At 53.6% G+C, this 15,600-nt stretch carries 15 protein-coding genes; 7 read left to right on the forward strand and 8 right to left on the reverse strand.

Going from position 1 to position 15,600, the window contains the following annotated elements; translation table 11 throughout:
- The first annotated feature begins 102 nt into the window (after window positions 1-102).
- On the forward strand, window positions 103-3,087 hold the full coding sequence (locus MTX78_RS17880) for a M1 family metallopeptidase (protein ID WP_243797102.1): 2,985 nt from the start codon (window positions 103-105) through the stop codon (window positions 3,085-3,087).
- Window positions 3,087-3,698 carry an inorganic diphosphatase gene (locus MTX78_RS17885; RefSeq protein ID WP_243797104.1) on the forward strand — a complete coding sequence of 204 codons (612 nt, stop codon included), beginning with the start codon at window positions 3,087-3,089 and terminating at the stop codon, window positions 3,696-3,698. The genes MTX78_RS17880 and MTX78_RS17885 overlap by 1 nt, the downstream gene beginning before the upstream one ends.
- A 207-nt stretch (window positions 3,699-3,905) precedes the next feature.
- Here the strand turns inward: MTX78_RS17885 and MTX78_RS17890 are convergent, their stop codons facing one another.
- Window positions 3,906-4,676, reverse strand: a complete 771-nt coding sequence (locus MTX78_RS17890; RefSeq protein ID WP_243797106.1) for a hypothetical protein — start codon at window positions 4,674-4,676, stop codon at window positions 3,906-3,908.
- A gap of 193 nt (window positions 4,677-4,869) precedes the next feature.
- Here MTX78_RS17890 and MTX78_RS17895 point away from each other — a divergent pair, with 193 nt between their 5' ends.
- From MTX78_RS17895 to MTX78_RS25480, 5 genes are all read left to right on the forward strand, one after another.
- A complete protein-coding gene (locus tag MTX78_RS17895; protein ID WP_243797107.1) occupies window positions 4,870-5,277 on the forward strand; it encodes a 6-pyruvoyl trahydropterin synthase family protein in 408 nt (135 codons plus the stop codon).
- Window positions 5,270-5,944 (forward strand): GTP cyclohydrolase I FolE, encoded by a 675-nt coding sequence (gene folE, locus MTX78_RS17900; RefSeq protein ID WP_243797109.1) that lies wholly within the window; start codon window positions 5,270-5,272, stop codon window positions 5,942-5,944. Before MTX78_RS17895 ends, folE begins: the two co-directional genes overlap by 8 nt.
- Window positions 5,945-6,064: 120 nt before the next feature.
- On the forward strand, window positions 6,065-6,979 hold the full coding sequence (locus tag MTX78_RS17905; RefSeq protein WP_243797111.1) for a TIGR01777 family oxidoreductase: 915 nt from the start codon (window positions 6,065-6,067) through the stop codon (window positions 6,977-6,979).
- A 9-nt stretch (window positions 6,980-6,988) separates the two neighbouring features.
- Window positions 6,989-8,209 carry a hypothetical protein gene (locus MTX78_RS17910; RefSeq protein ID WP_243797112.1) on the forward strand — a complete coding sequence of 407 codons (1,221 nt, stop codon included), beginning with the start codon at window positions 6,989-6,991 and terminating at the stop codon, window positions 8,207-8,209.
- An 82-nt stretch (window positions 8,210-8,291) separates the two neighbouring features.
- Window positions 8,292-8,486, forward strand: a complete 195-nt coding sequence (locus MTX78_RS25480; protein WP_394805593.1) for a BPTI/Kunitz-type proteinase inhibitor domain-containing protein — start codon at window positions 8,292-8,294, stop codon at window positions 8,484-8,486.
- 83 nt (window positions 8,487-8,569) lie between these two features.
- On the opposite strand, the gene MTX78_RS17915 is transcribed toward MTX78_RS25480, so the two are convergent.
- The 7 genes from MTX78_RS17915 to MTX78_RS17945 form a co-directional block, all read right to left on the reverse strand.
- Window positions 8,570-10,807, reverse strand: a complete 2,238-nt coding sequence (locus MTX78_RS17915; RefSeq protein WP_243797114.1) for a transglycosylase domain-containing protein — start codon at window positions 10,805-10,807, stop codon at window positions 8,570-8,572.
- A gap of 372 nt (window positions 10,808-11,179) precedes the next feature.
- Window positions 11,180-11,518, reverse strand: a complete 339-nt coding sequence (locus tag MTX78_RS17920) for a hypothetical protein (protein WP_243797115.1) — start codon at window positions 11,516-11,518, stop codon at window positions 11,180-11,182.
- A gap of 407 nt (window positions 11,519-11,925) precedes the next feature.
- On the reverse strand, window positions 11,926-12,330 hold the full coding sequence (locus MTX78_RS17925) for a hypothetical protein (protein WP_243797117.1): 405 nt from the start codon (window positions 12,328-12,330) through the stop codon (window positions 11,926-11,928).
- A 17-nt stretch (window positions 12,331-12,347) separates the two neighbouring features.
- Complete coding sequence (locus MTX78_RS17930) at window positions 12,348-12,584, reverse strand: hypothetical protein (RefSeq protein WP_243797119.1); 237 nt, start codon at window positions 12,582-12,584, stop codon at window positions 12,348-12,350.
- A gap of 56 nt (window positions 12,585-12,640) precedes the next feature.
- Window positions 12,641-14,257, reverse strand: coding sequence for a DUF4153 domain-containing protein (locus MTX78_RS17935; RefSeq protein WP_243797121.1), 1,617 nt, complete (start codon window positions 14,255-14,257; stop codon window positions 12,641-12,643).
- A 120-nt stretch (window positions 14,258-14,377) separates the two neighbouring features.
- Window positions 14,378-14,671, reverse strand: a complete 294-nt coding sequence (locus MTX78_RS17940; RefSeq protein ID WP_243797122.1) for a winged helix-turn-helix domain-containing protein — start codon at window positions 14,669-14,671, stop codon at window positions 14,378-14,380.
- 145 nt (window positions 14,672-14,816) lie between these two features.
- Complete coding sequence (locus tag MTX78_RS17945) at window positions 14,817-15,458, reverse strand: hypothetical protein (RefSeq protein ID WP_243797124.1); 642 nt, start codon at window positions 15,456-15,458, stop codon at window positions 14,817-14,819.
- Between the last annotated feature and the right edge of the window lie 142 nt (window positions 15,459-15,600).

A 15,600-nucleotide genomic window follows, 5' to 3' on the forward strand; every position in this document is an offset into this window, starting at 1 on the left:
TGCCTGTGCAAACGGCGGGTACCAGACAAAGGTTGTAAGCGCGTCCATACGCTACAGATCATTACTTTCGTTTCAGTGTCGTCCTGTTCCTTGTCGCCTCGCATGAAAAAATATTTAATCGGCTTCTGGCTGTGGGTTGCGCTACCCCTGTTGGCGTCGTCGCAACCCACAGCCAAACCCGTAGCTCCTGCCGCTTACTGGCAACAGCAGGTCAACTACTCCATAGATGTGACTCTGGACGACCAACAGCACATGCTTACGGGTCGGGAGGAGTTGGTATACACCAACAACTCACCTTCGGCATTGCCCTTCATCTGGTTCCATTTGTGGCCCAACGCTTACCGCGACGATAACACGGCCTTTGCTCGCCAACAGCTTCGCAACGACGACCGTGAGTTTCATTTCGCCACCGACAAGCAGCGCGGCTTCATCGACCAGCTCGATTTTCAAGTGAATGGCCAACCTGCCAAGCTGGAATACGACCCCGAAAGTCCTGATATGGCGAAGCTGATTCTGCCGCAGCGTCTAGCAGCGGGAGCTAGTGTTACTATCACCACGCCGTTCCGGGTGAAGATTCCAGATTCTTTTTCGCGCTTCGGGCACGTAGAGCAGAGCTATCAGATAACACAATGGTACCCTAAGCCTGCCGTATATGACCGGAAGGGCTGGCACCCTATTCCCTATTTAGATCAAGGCGAGTTTTATTCGGAATTTGGTTCGTTCGACGTGCGTATCACGCTACCCGCCAACTATACGGTAGGAGCTACTGGCGTGCTACAAAACCCCGAAGAACAAACTCGCCTCACTCAATTGGCAGCGGCCACGGCGCTCAAAAAAACTGCTACCGATTTCGGCGATGACCTCCAGTTTCCGGCCTCCGCTACTGAAACCAAAACCTTACGGTATGTACAGGACCGTGTTCACGACTTTGCTTGGTTTGCCGACAAACGCTTCAACGTACTTAAGAGTGGCGTAACACTGCCCTCGGGCCGCACCGTGGACACATGGGTTCTGTTTACCAATAAAGAGGCAAGCAAGTGGCAAAAAGGGCTACAGGATGTAGACTCAGCCGTAGTGTACTACTCTCGGTGGGTAGGCGAGTATCCTTATAGCGCTGTTACAGCCGTGGATGGTGCGCTAAGTGCTGGCTCCGGTATGGAGTACCCCATGGTAACGGTGACTGAACCTGCCGCTATTGTGCACGAGGTAGGTCACAATTGGTTTTACGGCATTTTGGCTTCCAACGAGCGAGACTTCGGCTGGATGGATGAAGGAGTGAATTCCTATGTAGAAAATCGGGTTGCTGAGTTGCACGGGGGGAATGCTGGTGCTCTAGCTGGTTTGCCCACCAAAGGCACTGCTGCCCGACTATTAGGCACTGATAATTTGCCGGGCGCTGCCATAAACCAGATTCTCTATCAGGCGGTAGCCAGTCGAGGCTTGGATCAACCAGTAAGCAATATCACTTCTGCTGATTACGGCAAGCTCAATTATGGCGTAATCATGTACGGGAAAACAGCTTCGCTGCTGAAATATTTGGCGGCGTACGTAGGGCAGCCAACGTTTGATGCAGCTATGCACACCTACTATGAGCGGTGGCAATTCCGGCATCCTTACCCCGAAGACATGCAGGCGGTGTTTGAAGAAACTGCCGGGCAGAAGCTAAACTGGTTTTTCGGGACTATGCTCAACGGCACTTACCGCTACAACGCCGTAATAGCTAAGTCGAAAGTGGAGAAAGGTCAACGCAAAGTGCTTGTTCGCAATGATTCTCCTACCGCTTTTCCTTTTCCAGTAGCCACGCTGGATGCCACCGGCAAGGTGTTGGAAACCAAGTGGACTCTTCCTTTCACCAACACCGATGAAGACGACAGTGCCGTCCTGTTATTTAAAGAAGATGGGGTAGCTGCAGTCGTAGCCGACCCAGAATACGTCACTCCTCAACTCAACCGCCGCGACGACCACCTACGGACCACTGGCTTCTTGCGCGCTTTGGAGCCTATCAGACTTCGGCCGATAGTAAGTCCGGAACGTTGGGACCGAGCTTTCATCAATTGGGCGCCGGTGTTGGGCGCCAATACGTCCGACAAATTCATGTTGGGCGCCGCATTTTACAACAGCCCGCTCAATGTCAAGAAGTTCAGCTACCTGGCAATGCCAATGTATAGCTTCAACCGCAATGAGCTGAACGGTATAGGGATGCTGAACTTAAACATCCTGCCAATACAGGTCACACGGCGGGCAATTCTGGGAGTTGTAGTTCAGCGCTTCGAGCGTTACCGGAAAGTAGAGCCTAGCCTCACGCTTCAGTTGCCTCACGCAGCCTTCGACAAGCCGCAGCATACCTTGAAGATAGCCAATACGGCCATTTACAACCAAGATGCGCGCGTTACTACCAGCATTCAGTCTTTGGAATATGGCTTGGGTATGGGTAACGCCCTCCGACGCTGGAATGCGCATGTCGAGTTCAACTACTTCACCCCCGACCTCTCCGAAGATAATGCGCGCACAGTAGCGGGCTTGGTGCGCGCCGAGATTAGCCACTTGCGGCACTACTCCCCTAGGAAAACTTTTTCGGTTCGGCTGTTTGGAGGCAGTTTCCTGCAGAAAGCCAACGATGCCCCTTTCCGATTAGGATTGAGCGGTAGCCCCGATTACCGCCGCCAAACCATGTTCTTGGACCGGCAGCAAATTTCACCCAGCTTGGCAAGCCAATACCATCAGTTCGATGAACGGGATGGCGCTTTCAAGGCTTACATCCCTGTTTTAAGCAGCCGTTGGCTTACCACCCTCAACTTGCAAGCAGATTTGCCAGTTACGCCGCTCGGCGTGTTCGTCGACTTTGGGGCCAGCAAAGAGAAAGCCCAAGTGGTGATTGACCGTGATGCCCAGCGCGTATTCTATGACGCGGGCTTGTCGTTGCCGCTGTTTAATAAAATGCTAAGCTTCTATTTCCCAGTGGCCGGCTCACAATACAGCAACGGCTTACCTGCCAGCCGGAAGGATTTCACTAACCAAATCCGTTTTGTGCTACGCCTCAATCAACTAAATCCGTTTCGACTTCTTGATGAACAATTAGTGCATTAGTGTTTCACGCCTTCACTCCTATTATACGCGCCCAGGTTAGCATCGTGGCGGTGCTAGTAGGCAGCCTGTTTGCCGGTTGTCAGCCCCAATACGAAGAGCTGCCTACATTTTCAGCAGAGCGAAAACTACTGCAGGTGGTAGTAGAAATGCCAGCTGGTACGAACCACGCCCGACGCTATGATCCGGCTCGGCACGAGTTTGTACCAGTGCGCCGGGCTGGTCTTGACCTAGTAGTTGAATTCTTACCTTGTCCGGGCAATTTGGGCTTTATTCCAGGCACGCGCTTGAGCAGTACTCTCAAGCCGTTGCCTGCGTTGGTGCTAGCCGAAACGCAACCCATCGGGACCATACTAGAGGTGGTACCGGTAGGGGTGCTCACCTTAGATGACAATGGCGTGTTACAATCTGTAATACTGGCCGTACCAGCACGTCCAAGCCAGCAGGTTCTACCTGACGTAGTTACTTGGCAGGATCTGACCAACCGCTACCCTGGAGTTCGTGAGGTGGTCCGCCAGTGGTTTTTGCACCAGGGCCGTCCCGGTGAGGTGCGAATCGTAGGTTGGAAAAACGAGCAGGCGGCCGAGCAGCAAGTGAAAGCAGCTATGAATTGAGATTTTGTGTTGGCTAGGTTACTTCTCAAAGACAGTCTAGAAGAAATGCACTCACTCTTTTTTCCCTGGTACAGCAGCCTTTAAGAACCAAGTAGCACGAGTGTCCAAGAGCTAATGCAGTTGTGAAGGAAGTGCCACTACAAATAAAAAGAGAGCCCCTCCTTTGACAGGAGAAGCTCTCTTTTTATTGCGAAGAGATAGTATAACCTACTCAATCTTGTTCATACGCTCCTTCACAGCTTCCAAGGCCACACGCATGTTAACAATGTCGGCGCGAGCAGCTTCTTGCTCTTTCAGGTTCAAATCAACCTGGTTGTTGTACTGAAGCAATTCAGCCGCGTTCTGAGCCAACTGCTGCTGAATTTCAACTTTCTTCAGCTTATTCTTCTCAATGTCCTTTTTGATGGCATCCGACTTTTGAATTACAGCCATATGGTTATTCTGTGAAGAAACCAGTGACTTTTCGGCTTCTGCCACCTGCACAGCAAGGTCTTCGCGATATAACATCCGGGCAAAATCCTTCAGGTATTTTTCGCTGGCTTTCCACTGTACAGGAGTAGCATCTTTGCTCAGGTAAGCATTGCCCAAGTCAACGGACCACCATACCGACGTACCGGTGGGAGTAGCATCTACCTTGCTGATCACTCGAACAGGAGTTTTCGAAATGTCTTCGATAACTACACCATCCAACTGATAAACACCTTTGTCGGCCTTTACTTTGTTGCCAAACTGTGCGTCAAGCTGCTTTTTCCACGATTCGTCAACGCGTTTGCTATCTAACTGGATAGTCACGCGCTGACCCTTGCGGGGGATGCCCTTGATAGCCATGTCCGTTTCATCAACGGGTGACTTCTGCGCGTAGCCAGTCGCCGTCAGCACAAAAATCAACAGGGAAAGGAGTACGCCTTTTTTCATGTTAATGAGATTATTAGTGGTACGTTGGTCTCGATTATGTCCGATTTTTAGATTTCGGTTCATCAAATTTAACGACTAGCTAAACATCTCACTATGCCTCTGAATGTTTTTTTTCTGCTAATTGATCTTTTATTAAATAGGTTATATCACATGTTGCTAAACTGACAAAAATACCATTTTTAAACGCTTTATGTTGCTGCTACAGAAACTACTTTGCTGCCAAAACAAAACCCACCTTACCTAGTTTGTCTCTCCTATGCCTGTAACTGTCTGCCGCAAAGAGCACTTTAACGCCGCGCACCGCTTGCACAATCCCGCTTGGAGCGAGGAGAAAAACCAACGCGTGTTCGGCAAATGCAACAACCCCCACTATCATGGCCACAACTACGAGTTGATCGTACGGTTGACCGGCGACACCGATCCTGAAACGGGCTACGTGTATGATATGAAGCTGTTGAGCGACCTTATCAAACGTGAGATTCTCGATACCTTTGATCATCGGAACCTGAATCTGGACACGGAGGAATTCCGTCAACTCAACCCCACTGCCGAAAATATTGCGGTGGTCATCTGGAATCGGCTGCGTGAACACATCGATGCGCAACTGAGCCTCTCGGTTACTTTGTATGAGACCGAGCGAAATTTTGTAGAATACCATGGATAATTCCGTGCCTGCCCCGGCTACTGGGGGCACCCCACCCGCTGACACGCACTTGTCAGCCGATTTGCGCACCCCTCTCCGCTCTGATGCATTTCAGCTCACCGATGAAGAGAAGATAGCCGGCATCACCGAACACTTTCGGGAAATCATGCAGCTATTAGGCCTGGACCTAACCGATGACAGCCTAGCTGGCACGCCACGCCGGGTGGCGAAAATGTACGTGCAGGAGTGGTTCCGGGGACTCTCTCCAGAGCACCGTCCTGATGTGCGCCTTTTCGACAACCGCTACCAATACCAGCAGATGTTGGTGGAGCGTGACATCACCCTCTTTTCGTGTTGTGAACACCACTTTGTGCCCATCATTGGGAAGGCGCACGTTGCCTATTTGCCGGGCGAGCATGTGGTGGGCCTTAGCAAGCTGAATCGTGTGGTACAGTACTATGCGCGCCGTCCGCAAGTGCAGGAGCGCCTTACCCGCCAGATTGCCGAGGAACTGAAGCAAACCCTGCACACCGACAATGTGGCCGTGCTTATTGAGGCCGACCACTTGTGCGTGATGAGCCGGGGCGTGAATGACACCAGCAGTTCCACCCTAACAGCCGAGTATGGTGGTGTTTTTGGTGAAGATGCTGCACTCCGCGCTGAATTTCTGCGCTTGATTGGCAAATGAGTTTTAGGGTGGATTACATTTTTTTCTGGTTTTAGTTATAGGTTGTCGTAAGTTTCCAATCTAGACGCCCGAAAGCCGTTATTTGCCCAACTACTACACACCGTACAAGCACCCCACAATATGTCCCGGAAAGTCCTCATTAGCGGTGGTACCGGCATGATAGGCACTCGCCTTGCCGAAATGCTTATCGATTTGGGTTATGAGGTAGCGCTCCTCAGTCGGCAGCCCAGCAACGGGCACTACCGTAGCTTCCGCTGGGACTTACGCGCCGGTACCATCGACGAAGCAGCAGTGCCGTACGCCGACTACATTATCAACTTAGCGGGCTCCAGCGTTTCGGAAGGCAAATGGACGGAAGAGCGCAAGCGTGAAATTCTGACCAGCCGGTTGGGCGGCACCGGTCTGCTAGCCCGCGAACTAGCTCGGGAAGGACACCATGTGCGGGCGTTTGTTTCGGCATCTGCTATTGGCATCTATGGAGACAGTGGCGAGAAAGTGGTGAACGAAGAAACACCTGCTGCCTCGGCTTCTGACTTTCTGGTGGATGTTTCTCAGAAGTGGGAGCAAGCCGCCCACCAAGTGGAACAACTCGGTATCCGCACTATTATCACCCGCATTGGCATTGTGCTGAGCCCGGAAGGTGGGGCACTAGTGCCACTGGCGCGCACCGTGAAGATGATGGCGGGCGCGCCGCTCGGTACTGGCCGGCAATACATGTCCTGGATTCACCTCGACGACTTATGCCGGCTGCTCATTCAGATGCTGGAAGAGCCGCAGTGGCAAGGCACGTACAACGCCGTTTCGCCTAATCCAGTAACCAATAAAGACTTTACGGAAACGCTAGCGAGTGTGCTACATCGGCCGTTGGTGCTCCCCAAGGTGCCTGAGTTTGCTTTGAATCTGATGATGGGCGAGATGAGCGAAATCGTGCTGGCTAGTCAGCGCGTAAGCGCCGAAAAAGTGCTTCGGCAGGGCTTCACGTTCGAGTATCCCCATCTGAAGCCGGCATTGGAGTCGTTCTACGAGGAGGAATAGCAGTAGCCGATGCGGACGCTGTTTCGAGCACTGCTGTCTTTGTCTTTACTTTATCTGCTGTATCTAAACTACCGGCTGTACTATCAGCCGCAAATGGAAGCGGTTGCTGGCCGACCTCTCAATCAGGATTTGCTGAGTCAGTTGCGCTTCCTGAAAACCCGCATGCACCAAGGCGCTGGCGAGGATATGCAGCAGCTGTATCCGGAAGGCTTTGTGTATCTCAACGCTCTCTACGGTCTGAGCTGGGTGGAACTGGCTGGTGGCCTCCCTAATAGCGCAGCGTTACGTCACGAGGCGTTAGGAGAAACTGCTTGGGCCATGCGAGCTATTTTCTCACCAGCCGGGCGCAGGATATTTGAGCAGGAACTGCCACTGCCCTACGGCGCCTATTATCAAGGCTGGTCTACTTACCTGCTGGGCCGCTACCTAGCTGCGCAAACGCCCACCGAACGGGCTGCCGACGACGTCAGGTTGTTCAAGCAGAATTGCGCACAGATAGCACAGGCCGTAGCTGTAAGCCCTACTCCCTACCTCGAGTCGTACTCGGGTGCGGCTTGGCCTGCTGATGGCGTGATGTGCCTAGCAGCTTTAGCGTGCCACGACCGAATACTACCGCCACGGTACCAACCCACTATTCGGCAGTGGCTAACCGTTGTGGATACCCGCCTTGACTCATTAGGCATGATTCCGCACAAAACGGATGCCCGCACGGGCGCCGTGCAACAAGCAGCTCTCGGCGCGTCGCAAAGCCAACTGCTCAATTTCCTGTACGAAATAGACTCCACTTACGCTCGGCGTCATTTCAGGCTATATCGGCACCATTTTCTTACCTCTCGTTTTGGCTTGCCGGGCATGCGCGAATCGGCGCAGGAAGCCGACAACGCGGAGCATATCGACTCGGGGCCAGTGTTACTGGATGTGGGTGGAGCGGCGTCTATTGTAGGCCGGCGCGTCATGCAGCGCTACGGCGACACGGTTACTGCTATTGGTTTACGCAATAGTATAGAGGCGTTCGGCATGCCTTATCAAGTAAGTGACCAGAAACGCTACCTTTTTGGCGTGTTGCCTATTGCGGATGCCTTTATTGCTTGGAGCAACTCTCTGGAAGTGAATCACACCATGAGTACTTCTTCTAGTTGGCGCGGCCATTTTCAAGCGCTTTCTGCACTTTTAGCGGCTGGGCTGCTTGTCGCAGTGTATTTGCTTCGCCGCAAGCCAGTGGGCAAGTAAACCCACAAGTGGTTCTGTTGATTGAGTTGACAGTACGTTGTCTGCCTTGCAACCCTGTAGTAGCTATCCGGCTCCTACTACTATGAAATACGCTCTACTTCTATCGACTGCCGCGCTCCTAGCCTCGGCTACCTCCTGCCAGCAAGAAAAAGATTCTCCCGAACCTGCTTCTCAGCCATCAGCCTGTGCGCTTGTACCCGATGCGGGCCTATGCAACGCAGCTTTTGTGCGGTACTACTTCGACCCCAAGGAGAAGAAGTGCAAACAATTTGTTTAGGGCGGTTGCGCGGGCGTAGTGCCCTTCAAAACCTTGCAGGAATGCTTGGACTGTGGCTGTAAGTAACCCTATTAGATGCCGGTTTACAGACTATCTGGAACTGGCAATGCCCCGCTGTTAAGGTTCTCCAGCAGGTTGTCTACTACAATCGTATCGACGGCTTCTGGCTGGCGCCGACGTGGCTGCTCAGAAACGCACTGATACCGGCGTTTGATTTTGCCAGGGTACTGTGGAAAAGGCCCCATGGTAATACCCAAGTCGGAATCCTGGTATACTTTTTCCATGTACTTGCCGAAGATAGGTAGCGCGGTGCGCCCACCTTCTCCCTGCTGAGAGCCTTGGAAGTGGATGCTGCGGTCCTCGCCCCCCACCCAAACGCCTGTCACCAAGTCTTTGGTGACGCCCATGTACCAGCCATCGGAATAGTTGGAGGTAGTGCCGGTCTTGCCGCCTATCTGGTTGTTTTTCTTCCATAGTTCGTACTCCCATAGCGCCTGCGAGGTACCGCCGGGCTCGTCCATGCCGCCACGCAGCATGTAGAGCATTAGCCACGCTGTTTCGGGAGAAATGGCGCGCCGCTGCTTGGGGTCGAATTGCTTGATGACGTTGCCATTACGGTCTTCGATGCGCGTAACAATCATGGGCTCGGTTTGGAACCCCTGGTTGACGAAGGTGCTGTAGGCGTTTACCATTTCGTACACGCTTACGTCGCCGCCCGAGCCAAGGCCGATGCTAGGCACAGGCAGCAAAGGGCTTTTGATACCCATTTTGTGCGCATACTTGGCTACGTTTTCCCACCCTACCCGCTCGGTTAGCTGGGCCGTAACCGAGTTAACGGACCGGGCCATGGCTTGGCGTAAGGTCATGTTGATGCCGGTGTACTCGCGCGTTACGTTGTCGGGCTTCCACTCCATGTCCTTGCCGTTCTCCACGTAGTTGATGGTCACCCGCTCGTCGCGAATACGGTCGCAGGGCGCGTAGCCGTTATCAATGGCCGTGAGGTAGACGAAGGGCTTGAAGGTGGAGCCCGCCTGGCGCTTGCCTTGGCGTACATGGTCGTACTGGAAGAATCGATAATTGAGCCCACCCACCCATGCCTTGATTTGGCCGGTGAAAGGATCCATGGTCATCATGCCCGCGTGCAGGAAATGCTTGTAGTACGCCAGCGAATCAAGCGGAGACAAAAGCAAGGTGGTGTCACCGTCGCCTTTCCAGGTGAATACCTTGGTGGGGTGCTTGCGGTGCAATGCCGAATCCAAGAGAGCCGGTTGGCCTTTATAGCGCGCCGCCAACTCCTTGTACTGTTCGGTCCGCTTCATTTGGGTTTCAATGAAATTCGGAATTTCATTGCCTTCTTCATCCACCCACGGATTCTTGTCCCGATTACGCCAAAACCGGTCGAACTGCTGTTGCAGCCGCTTCATCCGGTCCTGCACCGATTCCTCGGCGTACTGCTGCATCCGCGAATCGATGGTGGTATAGATTTTTAGACCGTCGCGGTACATGTCGTAGCCGTTCTTTTCGCACCACTCGTTCACGAACTGGCTGACGGCCCCACGGAAATAGGTGGGCGGGCCGTCGATATGCTGCTCGAATTGGTACTTGAGTTGTACGGGCTGCTTCTGGAGGGCTGCCACCTCGGCCGCGGGCAGCACACCGGCTTGCCCCATGCGCGTAAGCACCAGGTTACGGCGCTTGCGGGCCGCCTCGGGGTGAAAGCGGGGGTTGTACGCCGTTGGATTGTTGAGCATGCCCACCAGCATAGCAGCTTGCTCGGCTGTAAGGCTGTCGGGAGAGGTGCTGAAGAAGGTTTTGGCCGCTACTTTGATACCGTACGCCCTCGACCCGTACTCAACGGTGTTGAAATACATCCGCAGAATCTCTTCTTTGGTATAGCGGCGCTCCAACTCCACGGCCGTTAGCCACTCCTTGGTTTTGCTGATGAGCGTGCTCACACCGGGGATATACCCGAGGGCCCCACGGGTTTCGCCCCGGCGGGTGTTGTAGAGGTTTTTGGCGAGCTGCTGCGTAATGGTGGAGCCACCGCCGCTCCGGTTACCCGTTAATACGCCGGCGGCGGCGCGGGCCAGGGCCGTAGCATCAATGCCCGAATGCTCGTAGTAGCGAATGTCCTCGGTAGCGACCAAGGCTTTGATGAGTAGCGGCGAAATCTTGTTCAGTGATACGGGCACCCGGTTTTCCCGGAAGTACTTACCAAGCAGCACGCCATCGGCCGTATAGATTTCAGAGGGCTGTTCCACCTTGGGGTCTTCCAACTCTTCCAAGCTCGGCGACTTGCCGAAAAGGAACATGAAATTCATGCTCACTAAAATGGGGTAGAGCAGGAAAATGCCTACACCCAGTACAAAGACGGCCCATGTGGCTCGTGCCGCGCGGTTAGACCAGGGCCGACGGGGCCGGGGCGTAGGGTTTGTTTTCGGCAATCTTGGGACGGACATTCAGAGCAGATTGGGCGGCGGCTGGCTGGGGTGGCATGTCAAGAAGTGGTAAATATACCGGTTAAGCACGGGCCAACCTGTCGTTTTTGTTGCGCCACCACCTAACTCGGCTTTCCTCTCCGTGCTAACATACCACTTGCCAAGGCCATTAACACACTGGCACACAGCTTCGTTTCACGCATTATGCCCCGCTACAATCAGCGGCCCTGCCAGCTTGCGCGGTACTATTTGAAGCTAGGCGGCAAACAACAACGTCACTACTAGCAGCAAAATGGTCAGTCCTGCTCCTACAGCAGTGGCTCCGGTGGCAGCTATATACCAGAGCAGCCGCCAGCCCGGTTGCACAACATGCATAGCCACCTGCCATACCCACACAATACCGAGTGTGGGCAGCACTAGCATGCAGCCGATAAACACCCATTGCGCTACTACCGAGGCGCTGGGTGTATTAGGGAAAAGCTCTTTCTCGAGTGTGATACTACATACTGAGCCTACCAACAACGTGAGCACCCACCACAATGAGGTAGGCAGTTGGCGCAAGGCACGGGCTGCGAAGATTTGTAGCTGGTTCATTCTAGATGGGTGTCAGCTAGGTTGAGAGTGGCCAGAAATAAAAAAGTATAGAGCCTACAATCCAGAACAACGCCAGCAATACCGACACAAGGTGGAACAACAAGCATAGCACCAACACTACACCCCGTTTCAACTCCGCTACAGCATTGAGGCTAGGACTGCTCCAGAGAGGCCAAGTGCTCCACCAGAACAGAATACCGTTGCTAAGCAGTGGTAAAAGCACCCACGCCCACCAGCTATATACTACTTCTGAGAGCAGGTAGTACACCTCTTTGTCGTTCGAACCCGAGTAATACCAATCTGGCCATTGGGTCCAGAGCCACAACACCGCACACACTGCTACCAGTACACTAAGGGCCTTGCCGGGCGAAGATGAGGCAGGACATGTTAGTACCGCTATTCGTTGACTAGAGAGCATCTGTATCTCTCTGTGCTGTGTAAAATGCCTCTATCAAACCAGTTAAGCTTATACCTAAGCCTATCATATAGCCGATACTTACCCACTCTGCTGTTTCATGTAGTTCGGTTTTAATCTCCGCCGACTGGAACAAGAGCACACAAAGAAATTCATGCACAAAGCCGAGACACCATAGCACCTGGGTACGTTGTGGGCTACTGTTGCCACGCACTATTCGCCACCGCAAAAAGTATAGTATCAAGCCTGGAATGCCGATGCCGAACAATAGGCCAAAAACAAACAGGATGTGCATACCCAAAATGGTGAGCGTATCCTTAAGTTGTTGGGCAGACGCCAGCCAACGACTCAGGTGTGTGGCCTTCAGCGAAGGCTCTAGCATTACTTGGTTTTCCATGAAATAAAATGTTGAGTCTAGTTACCCAATAGCTCGGCTCCTTGCGGCGACCATAGCATCAGCAGAAAAAACACCACTCCCAGCAGTAGGAGCAGCAACAAGCTACCGACAGGCAACACACCGGTTAACAGCCGTTGTCGGCGCAGGTCAGGATCGGCGGCTCGCTCCTGCCAGGTGAGCACTAGGGCCAGCGTTGCCACATCCCCAACGCAGATCAGCAAGCCCAGAACGGTTAAAGAGAATTGGAGAAGCATAGGTAGAAGGTAGTACAGGGTTGATATTGCCGTGTTGAGTGGGCTGACTAGGTCACTTAGGGTTTCGCTAGCTCTTCGTTGGCCTGCCAATCGGCGTAGGTGTTGCTGGGCCAGTTGCGGGCTTGCTGCAGAGCATGAAACTCTCGGAGGCGCTGCTGAAGCCTTTGGCGAGCAGCAATGGGCTCCAGCTTCACCCAAGTGCCGTTGTAGGTTTCCGACACGAGGTGGCGCTGGGTGAGCACCTGCTGGTGGGCGGCTAGTTCGGGTAATACCCGGTCGGGCATGTCCAGCAGGAAGCCATAGTCGAGGATGTGCAGTTCGGGGCGTAGGTTGTAGCGCGCAATCCAGATTTCCCAGTTGCCGCAGGCCAGCCCCACCATCAGCAGGTAAACAGCCAGCGCGTTCAGGCGCACCAGCGAAAAGGTGGAGCGGCGCTGCCATATTTTAAGTAGCACCGTTAGTAGCCCGAAGAACGTCAGCAGCAAGAAGCCATACACGCCAATGCGCTTGTAGGCCAAGCCCGTATTGACAATGTAATAGTAGTTGCGCAGCCCCACCGACACCGCCAGTACCACATTTTGAAGCACCCACACCGTAGCCAGCCAGCGCAGCGCAGGCAGCCCCCGCTGGTAGAAGTTGAGGTTGCGGCGAAAAAACCACAGCACAATACCCATGGCCACCAGAATGCTCAGAATCAGTACGTAGGTGCCTTCGTGCACAAACTGGGTAAGGTCGAAGTTGGGGCCCGGCACAAAGCCAAACCAAATCCAGTTGATGTCGATACCGTTGACAACCAGCAACAGCGCGTTCACCAACCCGAACATGCTCAAGGCAACTAGGTATTCCTTGCGTAAATCAAGCGCGCGGAAGTTCTTGGACCGAAAGTCGGGGCGCCGAACGGCGAAGGAGGCCACTCGGTCGCGCTGCCGGGTTATGAATTCCCCTAGGCGCGACTCCTGGTCTGTGAAGTAGTGAACAGGTACGAGCACCAGCGCGGCACCAGTGGCAACCAGCCCTAGCAGAAAAAACAGCAGGTGCGGCACCGATAGGTTTTCAAACAGCACCTCCAGCCATGTTCCTACCGCCGTCAGCGCTTGACTGGTTAGCTGGCTATACACCGGGTTGGCAACCAAAAACAGAATGTGGAATACGCACAGAGCCATCAGCGGCACGCCCAGCAAGCGCCCATAAAACCAGGCCCGGCCTGCGCGTCCGCCCATGTTGTGCGGCAGACGCACTAGGCTTACCAGACCCGGCATCATCTGCCATGCACTACCTATGGCAGTAAAGAAGGCGTTGCTAATCAACTTCAGGTGCGGTTGGTTGAGGTAGCCATGCCACACTGCCAACGAGGCCACACAGGCCAGCTGGGCGGCCCCTGAACCGTACCACGCCACCATAGTCGCACTCAGCAGCGTACCCGCCAGCGTCAGGCGGAAATAGCCGGAGCGCCACTGTGGCGCATGCCGTGGCAGCTGGGCTAGCACTACTCCTACCACAAACAACGTATAGAGCAGCATATTCAGGGCAGCCCGCTCGTGCCAGAAGAGCACATCGAACAAGATGGCACCTGCGGGTAGTGCCACTTTTTGCAAAACACTAAGCGTGAGTTGCGGAGTGGGTGCGGCGGTGGAGACAAACCGGGAGCCGGCTGCGGAAATCGAGGTATTCATAGTGTACTGGTTAGGAATCTAGTGCCTGTATGTGGAAAGAGTGGAGAGCCAACTTGCTAGCCTCTTCCTATTTTTAAAAGAACTTTGTATTTCAAAGTTTAAAGTCAAAAAAAATACTGCTTACCCCCGCAACAGCTTTTCTAAAGCAAGCAAATGGTCTTGAAAGGCCTGTTTTCCTTCTTGTGAGGCGGTATAAGTGGTGTTGGGCTTCTTACCTACGAATTGCTTGTTTACTTGCACGTACCCGGCCTTCTCAAGGGCTGCCACATGGCTGGCGAGGTTGCCATCCGTTAACTCCAACACTTCTTTCAACTCGGTGAAGCTTACGTTATCGTTGGCCATGAGCACAGCCATTACGCCCAGCCGCACGCGGTGGTCGAAAGCTTTATTGAGCGTGTGAATAAGGTGTTTCAATGGAGAAAAGCCGACCTGACAGGGGTTACCACTTGTATAGGTTTGCGTGGTTTCTTTTTAGAGCGGAGGAAGAGAGAAGTAGCCGTGATACGCAACTTGGCTGTTTTCGCATGCAAAAAAGCCTAGCCTCAACGTGCCTAAAAGTTCATTGTCGTTCGTAGCGGTTATACATCAGTAGTCCGTACCCGATGTGGCCTAGTCCGAAACCGAGCGCAAATAACAGCAATCCGGCGCCAGGCAGCAAAATTCCCACTAAACCAAGTGCCACTTGGGTAAGACCTAGCAAGCGAATTTCATCGGGAGTGTATTTACTGGCATTCAGCAGCGCCAATCCGTAAAAGAGCAGCAAACCCGGCACCACCAGGCTCACGGCTCCGTGGGTGAACAGGGCCAAGCAGAAAAGTCCACCTGCCACCAGCGGAATCATCAGACTTACTGCTAAGCGTCGGCCCAGGGCGCTCCAAAGGGGCTGGCCGGCTTTGCGGGCCCGCCGCATCGTGAAGAACATGGCTACGGCTAAAGCCGCCGCTATTATACCCGCCGACAGCAGGAGCAAAAAGGGCAGCACAAGTTCTCGCTCAGCAGGCGTGCTTTGCAACAGCCGCAAAAAGCCGGTTTCGCCGTACTCCCGACGCAGGTACCAGTGGCCTGCCCCTGCCCCTATCAATGCCACAACGCCCGCTCCAACCCCTGAAAGGCCGCTAAGCGAGATGAAGCGGGAGGAGCGCTCCATGATGGCGCGAATCTCGGTGAGTTGAGCTAACGGGTCGACGGCAGGCTTCATCATGTTTAAAAGCACTTTGTGATACAAAGCAGCGAAAACTTCTTCGCGTTTGCAAATCCCTCCTGAAATATTTCCACAGTATCAGGAAACTCCGCTGGATATACCACAGGTTGTAGCTGCCTCCGCTGTTTTTAAAATATCAACG

The organism is Hymenobacter tibetensis (genome assembly GCF_022827545.1).
In the GTDB taxonomy this organism is placed as follows: domain Bacteria; phylum Bacteroidota; class Bacteroidia; order Cytophagales; family Hymenobacteraceae; genus Hymenobacter; species Hymenobacter tibetensis.